Genomic DNA, 6,811 nt, shown 5'->3' on the forward strand with positions numbered 1-6,811 from the left:
AAAAAACCTTGAATAATTCAAGGTTTTTTTATGTTTATACAATCAGTAAAACTGTTTCTTTTAATTTTTCTGCTTGTTTTGAATAAATAAAAATCTCAAAATCAGTTTGTATTTTTTCTTCAAAACTTTGTTTCATTTGTTGATAAGAAACTGCTTTTGGACTTTCTTTCAAGTATTGAACAAAATCAACCAACCATTCACCAATCTCTTTGTCTACAACAATTTCAAGATAATCTTGTTTGGTATGAAATTGTAAAACAGCATTCTCAAAAGTTTTTCCTTTTTTTGTTTTCGTTACAAATTCTATTTGTGGCTTACCTCCTAACCAAACCACTTTTTGCGTTGGTTTATACGTTACAAAAGTTTCATTATTCAAAACTGTTTCGATATAATTTGGTTGAATTGAGGTTCTCGGAACTTTAAAATCAAACCATTCATTCAGTGATAATTCAAAACCAACTCCGTGCATATAATTAAACAATGATTTCTTTAATCCATACGAGAACTGATCATGAATTAAACCTGATTTTTCTTCGTGAATCATATCATTATTCGCAAAAGTTCCTAATTCGGTGCTATGATTAATTACTTGATATTTCTCTGGATTCAACCCAACTGGACTATGTGCTGTCATCGCAAATTGATGCCAAAATCCTGATTGAAGAATTCCTAATTCGAACATTTGACGCACCATTTCCAAACTATCAATCGTTTCTTGCTTTGTTTGTGTCGGAAAACCATACATCAAATATGCATGTACCATAATTCCAGCTTCGGTAAAATTTCGATTTACAACCGCAACTTGCTCCACTGTTACACCTTTATCAATCAATTTCAACAATCGATCCGAAGCGACTTCCAAACCTCCAGAAACCGCAATACAGCCCGAAGCTTTCAATAATCGACACAAATTATATGTAAAACTTTTCTCGAATCTTATATTTGTCCACCATGTTACAATTAATTTTCTTCGAAGAATTTCTAACGCAACTTCTCGCATTAATGCTGGCGGAGCAGCTTCGTCCACAAAATGAAAACCTGTATTTTGAGTTGTTTCAATCAACTCTTCCATTCTATCCACAATTTGTTTTGCAGCAATTGGTTCATAAATTTTGATATAATCTAACGAAATATCGCAAAACGTACATTTCCCCCAATAACAACCATGCGCCATTGTCAGCTTATTCCAACGCCCATCACTCCACAAACGATGCATTGGATTAACTACTTCGATGACAGAAATATATTGATCTAATTTGATATCCGTATAATCTGGTGTTCCCACTTCGCTAAATTTATAATCGCGAACAGTTTGATTATTGATATAAGAAACTTGATTATTTTGAAGAGCAAAAGTTCTTTTTAACTCAGAAACTTCAACTTCATTGTTGATATATTTTAGTAATTGTTCAGTTGGTGCTTCACCATCATCTAATGTAATAAAATCGAAGAACTCAAATACTCGTGAATCGCTTAAAGAGCGCAATTCTGTATTTGGAAAACCTCCACCCATGTCCACAACAATTTCAGGATAATTTGCTTTAATATATTGCGCACAACGGAAAGCCGAATATAAATTTCCTGGAAAAGGAACCGAAAAACCAATCATTTTTGGATTCGTTTTCTGAATTAATTTCTCTAATTCCGAAAGTGTAATTTTATCAATATAAGTTGGGTCTTTCTGTAATTCTTGATACAATTCATCAAAAGAATTTGCCGATCTTCCTAAACGTTCAGCATAACGAGAAAAACCAAAATTTTCATCAACAGCCTCAATGATTAAATCCGATAAATCTTCTAAATATAGCGTTGCCAAATGCTTCGCTTTATCTTGAAAAGACATCGAACCAAAAGCCCATTCCAAATCTTCAACTTCTGCAAAACGAGAAGCTTCTGGTAAATATCCATCTTGAATAATTGAATCAGCTAAGGTCGAATTTTTTCCTTGTAAAAATCGGATAACAGGATCAATAGTTGCGATATATTCGTCGCTTAACATCACCATTCTTTTACTATTATCACCTAATTCAATCTCTTGATTTTGAATAAATTCAAATAAATCAATTAAACCTTTTCTTGAAAATAATTGTAAGATAACATCTAAACCTAAATCAGCTTGAAAAGTTGAATATGAAAGTGTGTTTAGAAATCCTTTTAAATAAACTGTTCCAGGATATGGTGTATTTAATTGCGTAAAAGGTGGTGTGATTAATAAAAGATCCGTTTTCAATCGTTGAAATTTGTTGCAAAAATACGGATTGAAAAAAAATAATTTTAGATTTTTATCAATTATTTTTCAGTTTTATCAGTGCTTCTAAACGGCATCATCTCAATTTTGAAACTTCCTTCAATCACAGCTTTTTCGAGATTAAGAATTCCTTTCAACGATTCATAATCTACTTTATCTGCATCGTCAGTTGGTTTATGATAATCGTCGTGACCGCCTGTATGGAAAAATAAAACTGGAATATCTTTCTCATAAAACGAAGTTTGATCCGAACCGCCTCTACCTTCATAACCTGTATAAAATTTAACAAAATCAGTCGGATTAATTTCATTAAAAATTGTTTCGAAAGTTGGAGAAGTTCCATAACCTATAATTGAAACGCCAGATTCTTTGTTCAAACGACCAATCATATCCATGTTTAACATCCAATGCACTTTCGATAAATCATACGTTGGATGTTTCACAAAATAACGTGACCCTACCAAACCTAATTCCTCTGCACCAAAAGCAATGAATAGAAAATTAACAGGTTCTGTCACTTTATTTTTACTGTAAAATCTTGCCAATTCTAACAAACCAGCAACGCCAGAAGCGTTATCATCAGCACCATTGTGAATCATTCCATAACTATCTTTCGCCAAAGAACTTCCTTGCTTTCCTTCTCCCAAATGGTCGTAATGTGCACCAATCACAATCGTTTTCTCCGCTTTATTATCTAAAAAAGCAATCACATTTTTTGCAGAACGAATACTGTCAACAACTTTTACTTTTTTTACCTTCGCCTCAAATCCTTGAAAATATCCATCTTCTCCTAAAGGTTGAAGTTTATATTTTTTGAATTCTTTTGCAATATATTTTGCAGCTTTCAAATTTTCTTCACTTCCAGTTCCTCTTCCTTTCATTTTGTCATCAGCCAAAAAATAAACGTGTTTTTTAAGATTTTTGACTTCAATTTCTTGCGCAAAAGACTTGGCTCCTACAACCAAAGATAAGATGATAACTATTTTTTTCATATTCAATTTCGACTAACTATGTGTCTAACAAAAATAGAAAAATAATCAAGAATATAGATGAATAGGATAATTTTAGAAATTTAATTTTGCTTATTATCACTGAAAATTAGGGTGAATAATTCAATAATTGTTAAATTTCAAAAACTTTTTTAAAAATTGATGCAACATTCAAAAACTTGCTGCGTCTATACAATAGAAACAACAATGAAACCTTGAAAATTTTGGAGAAAGAAAATTTTTCAATAAATGATAAACAACTATTAGATTGGTGCGAATCTGGTGTAGAGGCTGGCTATACTCAGCTCTATCATCGCTATTCGAAATCAGTTTACAATTCTGTTTATCGTTTGGTCACAGAAGTTTCTGATGCGGAAGATTTGACACAAGAAATTTTTATTTCACTTTTCTCTGATATTCAAAAGTTGAAAAACATCGAAAATTTGGGTGCTTGGTTCAGTAGAGTTGCGATTAATAAATCAATTTCACATTTACGAAAAAACAAAGTTTATTTTTCTGATGTTGCTGGAGCAAATATTATTGATGACAGCGAAGAAAGCATGGAAGAAAAACAAATGTTGGATGGTAAAATTGAAGAATTGCAACAAGCAATTGAAGAATTACCAACGGACACAAGAACAATTGTGAATCTATTTCTGTTCGAAGACATGCCGCAAGAAGACATTGCTCAACTTTTGGGATTGAGCCACAACACGGTGAGAAGTAAATATCATCGTGCAAAAAAGAAAATTTACGAAACCTTACAACAAACCGTTTGCAATGAATGATTCTTTAAAAAAACATATCGAAAAAAACAGAGAAGCCTTTGAAAACAAAGAACCTTCTGCAGAATTATGGAAAAGAATTCAGGCTGAGATTCCTAAACAGGAAGAAAAAACTTTGGTAATTGAACAGCCTAAGAAATGGAGAATTCAAAATTGGAGTATTGCTGCTTCTGCGCTTGTTTTATTGAGTGTTGGTGGATATTTTTTATTAAAAAATGATCAAGTAAATTCACCAAAAACAATTGAAATTGTAAAAGAAAAGCAGGTTAAAAAAGTAGAAGAAATTCAACCAGAAATTGTTCATCCAACTGAAATTAAAACTGAACAAAATAAAAAAGAAATTCAGTTTGTAACAATTCAGAAAGAGAAAAAAGTTGAAAAAATTGTTCAACCAAAAGAAGAACTAATTGGTATAGATGAAGCACTTAAAAATGAAATTTTAAGTTCATTAAATGATCAAGAATCAACAAGTAATCGTATTGATGCAATTGCAAAAATAACTGATTTACCAAGTATTGATCACAATTTGAAAGAGAGTTTATACCACTTAGCTTTAAATGACAACAATACAATTGTGCGACTAAATGCACTCGAAGCGCTTGCTTCAAAATTACCTAAATCGGACGTTTCAAAAGAGTTAACAGACATTTTTATGAAACAAGATGATCCGATGGTACAAATGGAATTAATAGGAATGATTGCGCATATCAATAACGATCAAATCGATTTGAAATTAACAAATAAATTACAAGAAATGGTGTTGGATCCTACAACAAAACCGTTTGTGAAAGACGAAGCGTACGCGGTTCTTTTTAGAAAATAATAATTAACAAAAAAATCAAAAAATGATAAGAAAAATATTTTTGGTAGCTGCATCTTTTATGATGATGTCTACGTACACTTTTGCACAAAATGAATCGAAAAGTGCGAATGAAGATAATTCGAAAACGTACAAATTAGCTGTAAGTAAAGGAAAATTGAACCTTGATCTTGGACGCGTAACAGTAGAAGGTTACAACGGAAACGAAATTGTTTTTTCTACAAAAACAAGATCGCGAGATAATGACGAAAGAGCAAAAGGATTGCGCTCGATCAACTCATTAGGACTTGAGGACAACACTGATTTAGGAATAAATGTTGTAGAAAAAAATGGTATAATCGAGGTAAAACAACTACAACAAATGACACCTCCAAATATCAAAATTTTAGTTCCAAAAGGTGTAACAATTTCATTTAATCATCAATCTCAATTTGGAAGTACCATTACATTCAAAAATATCGAAAACGAAGTTGAAGCAACTGCAAGTTACAACAATGTAGTGTTAGAAAATGTAACGGGACCTGCAACAATCAACACGATTTATGGTTCTATCGATGCTAAATTTAGTCAAAATGTAAAAGGTCCTTTGTCGCTTGTATCTATCTATGGTCACGTGGATGCTTCAATTCCGAAATCATCTAAAGCAAATGTAAAATTAACAACTTCGTTTGGTGATATTTTGATTGCACCTGAATTATCGTTAAAATTAGAAACAGTTGATAAATCATCTGAAATGATAAAAATTAACAATCAAGCAACAGGAACATTAAATGGCGGAGGAACAAGTTTCCTTTTCAGATCAGATTATAGTAAAATATATTTGAGAGCGTTATGAGAACAGTAATTTTATCTTTAGCAGTGGTCTTATTGGCAAATTTATCAATCGCTCAAACAAAAATTCAGAAGAATTTTTCAGTTGAAAAAGGTCAAGAATTAACATTAAAATTTGATTATCCACAAATCGTTAAAATCACAACATGGAAACAAAACGAAGTGAGTATCTCTGGAAATGTTAATATCAATAATGGTAAAAATGACTCGAATTTCAAGTTAACTGAAAGCAAAAACAGTCAAGGAAAAACCATCGAAGGTAAAGTTGTAAAACTAGAAGATATTCCACATCAGGTGACAGCGACTTTTGGTAGTGAGAAAAAACAATTTCAAACCAAAGAGGACTATCAAAAATATATTGATGCAAATGACATTAAATCCTCTTCGGTTTCTACAGGTGTACAAATGGATATTACATTGGAAATCAAAGTTCCTGAACATATGAAAACGACTATCGAATCAACGTATGGAACAATTGAAGTTATCAATTTTGATGCACCGATTATTGCACAATCAACATATGGAAGTGTAGATGCAACAATGAATGCAAAACAAATTGGAGAAATAAAAGTGGAAACTTTTTTTGGGAAGATGTACACGAATCTAGATTTTGCAATCAAAACTATAAAATCAGATAATTTTCATTCTGTAATTGCAGCAAACGTAGGTAAACAGCCATTGCAAGAATTTTCTTCGAAATATGGAAATGTCTATTTAAGAAAGTAAATAGTAGATAAATTATAACATTTTTTGAAAACACAATTGAGGATTCTCAGTTGTGTTTTTCTTTTAGAAAAGATTATTTTTGATAAAAATTAAGCCTTGAATCATTTATTTAAAGTTGCCCTAAATTGGATTAAGAAAGAGCCTCAAACAGATTCTTCAACCAGAATTTATACAAAAAGTCATCACATTTCGATTGAAGGAAAACCTGATTTAGAAGTTTCTGCTGCGAAAACTTTCAAAGGTGATCCAAACTTATACAATCCCGAAGATTTGCTTTTGAGTAGTTTGACCTCTTGTCACATGATGTCGTATTTATATTGTTGTACACAACATAAAATCGAAGTAATTTCTTACCAAGATCATTCGGAGGCCACATTGCAAGTGAATCCTGATGGAAGTGGAAAAATTATAA

At 31.6% G+C, this 6,811-nt stretch carries 7 protein-coding genes; 5 read left to right on the forward strand and 2 right to left on the reverse strand.

Annotation, left to right across the window (positions count from 1 at the left end):
- Positions 1-34: 34 nt before the first annotated feature.
- Both N5D03_RS14310 and N5D03_RS14315 read right to left on the reverse strand, forming a co-directional pair.
- A complete protein-coding gene (locus N5D03_RS14310; protein ID WP_280052045.1) occupies positions 35-2,230 on the reverse strand; it encodes a radical SAM protein in 2,196 nt (731 codons plus the stop codon).
- A 59-nt stretch (positions 2,231-2,289) separates the two neighbouring features.
- Positions 2,290-3,240 carry a M20/M25/M40 family metallo-hydrolase gene (locus N5D03_RS14315; RefSeq protein ID WP_280052046.1) on the reverse strand — a complete coding sequence of 317 codons (951 nt, stop codon included), beginning with the start codon at positions 3,238-3,240 and terminating at the stop codon, positions 2,290-2,292.
- Positions 3,241-3,461: 221 nt separating this feature from the next.
- Here N5D03_RS14315 and N5D03_RS14320 point away from each other — a divergent pair, with 221 nt between their 5' ends.
- The 5 genes from N5D03_RS14320 to N5D03_RS14340 all read left to right on the forward strand — a co-directional run.
- On the forward strand, positions 3,462-4,025 hold the full coding sequence (locus N5D03_RS14320; protein WP_221855759.1) for an RNA polymerase sigma factor: 564 nt from the start codon (positions 3,462-3,464) through the stop codon (positions 4,023-4,025).
- Positions 4,018-4,845 (forward strand): hypothetical protein, encoded by an 828-nt coding sequence (locus tag N5D03_RS14325; protein ID WP_219034596.1) that lies wholly within the window; start codon positions 4,018-4,020, stop codon positions 4,843-4,845. Before N5D03_RS14320 ends, N5D03_RS14325 begins: the two co-directional genes overlap by 8 nt.
- A gap of 22 nt (positions 4,846-4,867) precedes the next feature.
- The gene (locus tag N5D03_RS14330; RefSeq protein ID WP_280052047.1) at positions 4,868-5,677 is read left to right on the forward strand and encodes a DUF4097 family beta strand repeat-containing protein; all 810 of its coding nucleotides are present in this window, start codon (positions 4,868-4,870) and stop codon (positions 5,675-5,677) included.
- Positions 5,674-6,399 carry a hypothetical protein gene (locus N5D03_RS14335; protein ID WP_280052048.1) on the forward strand — a complete coding sequence of 242 codons (726 nt, stop codon included), beginning with the start codon at positions 5,674-5,676 and terminating at the stop codon, positions 6,397-6,399. The genes N5D03_RS14330 and N5D03_RS14335 overlap by 4 nt, the downstream gene beginning before the upstream one ends.
- A gap of 96 nt (positions 6,400-6,495) precedes the next feature.
- Positions 6,496-6,811: OsmC family protein (locus tag N5D03_RS14340; RefSeq protein ID WP_280052049.1), on the forward strand; the 316-nt coding region annotated here is incomplete at its 3' end.

The sequence above is a fragment of the Empedobacter sp. GD03861 genome, assembly GCF_029840885.1.
Classification (GTDB): Bacteria; Bacteroidota; Bacteroidia; order Flavobacteriales; family Weeksellaceae; genus Empedobacter; species Empedobacter falsenii_B.

Excerpts from the sequence above, each read along its gene's own strand:
- N5D03_RS14330 (WP_280052047.1), top strand. The coding sequence starts at position 4,868 with ATGATAAGAAAAATATTTTTGGTAGCTGCATCTTTTATGATGATGTCT.
- N5D03_RS14325 (WP_219034596.1), top strand. The coding sequence starts at position 4,018 with ATGAATGATTCTTTAAAAAAACATATCGAAAAAAACAGAGAAGCCTTT.
- N5D03_RS14335 (WP_280052048.1), top strand. The coding sequence starts at position 5,674 with ATGAGAACAGTAATTTTATCTTTAGCAGTGGTCTTATTGGCAAATTTA.
- N5D03_RS14315 (WP_280052046.1), bottom strand. The coding sequence starts at position 3,240 with ATGAAAAAAATAGTTATCATCTTATCTTTGGTTGTAGGAGCCAAGTCT.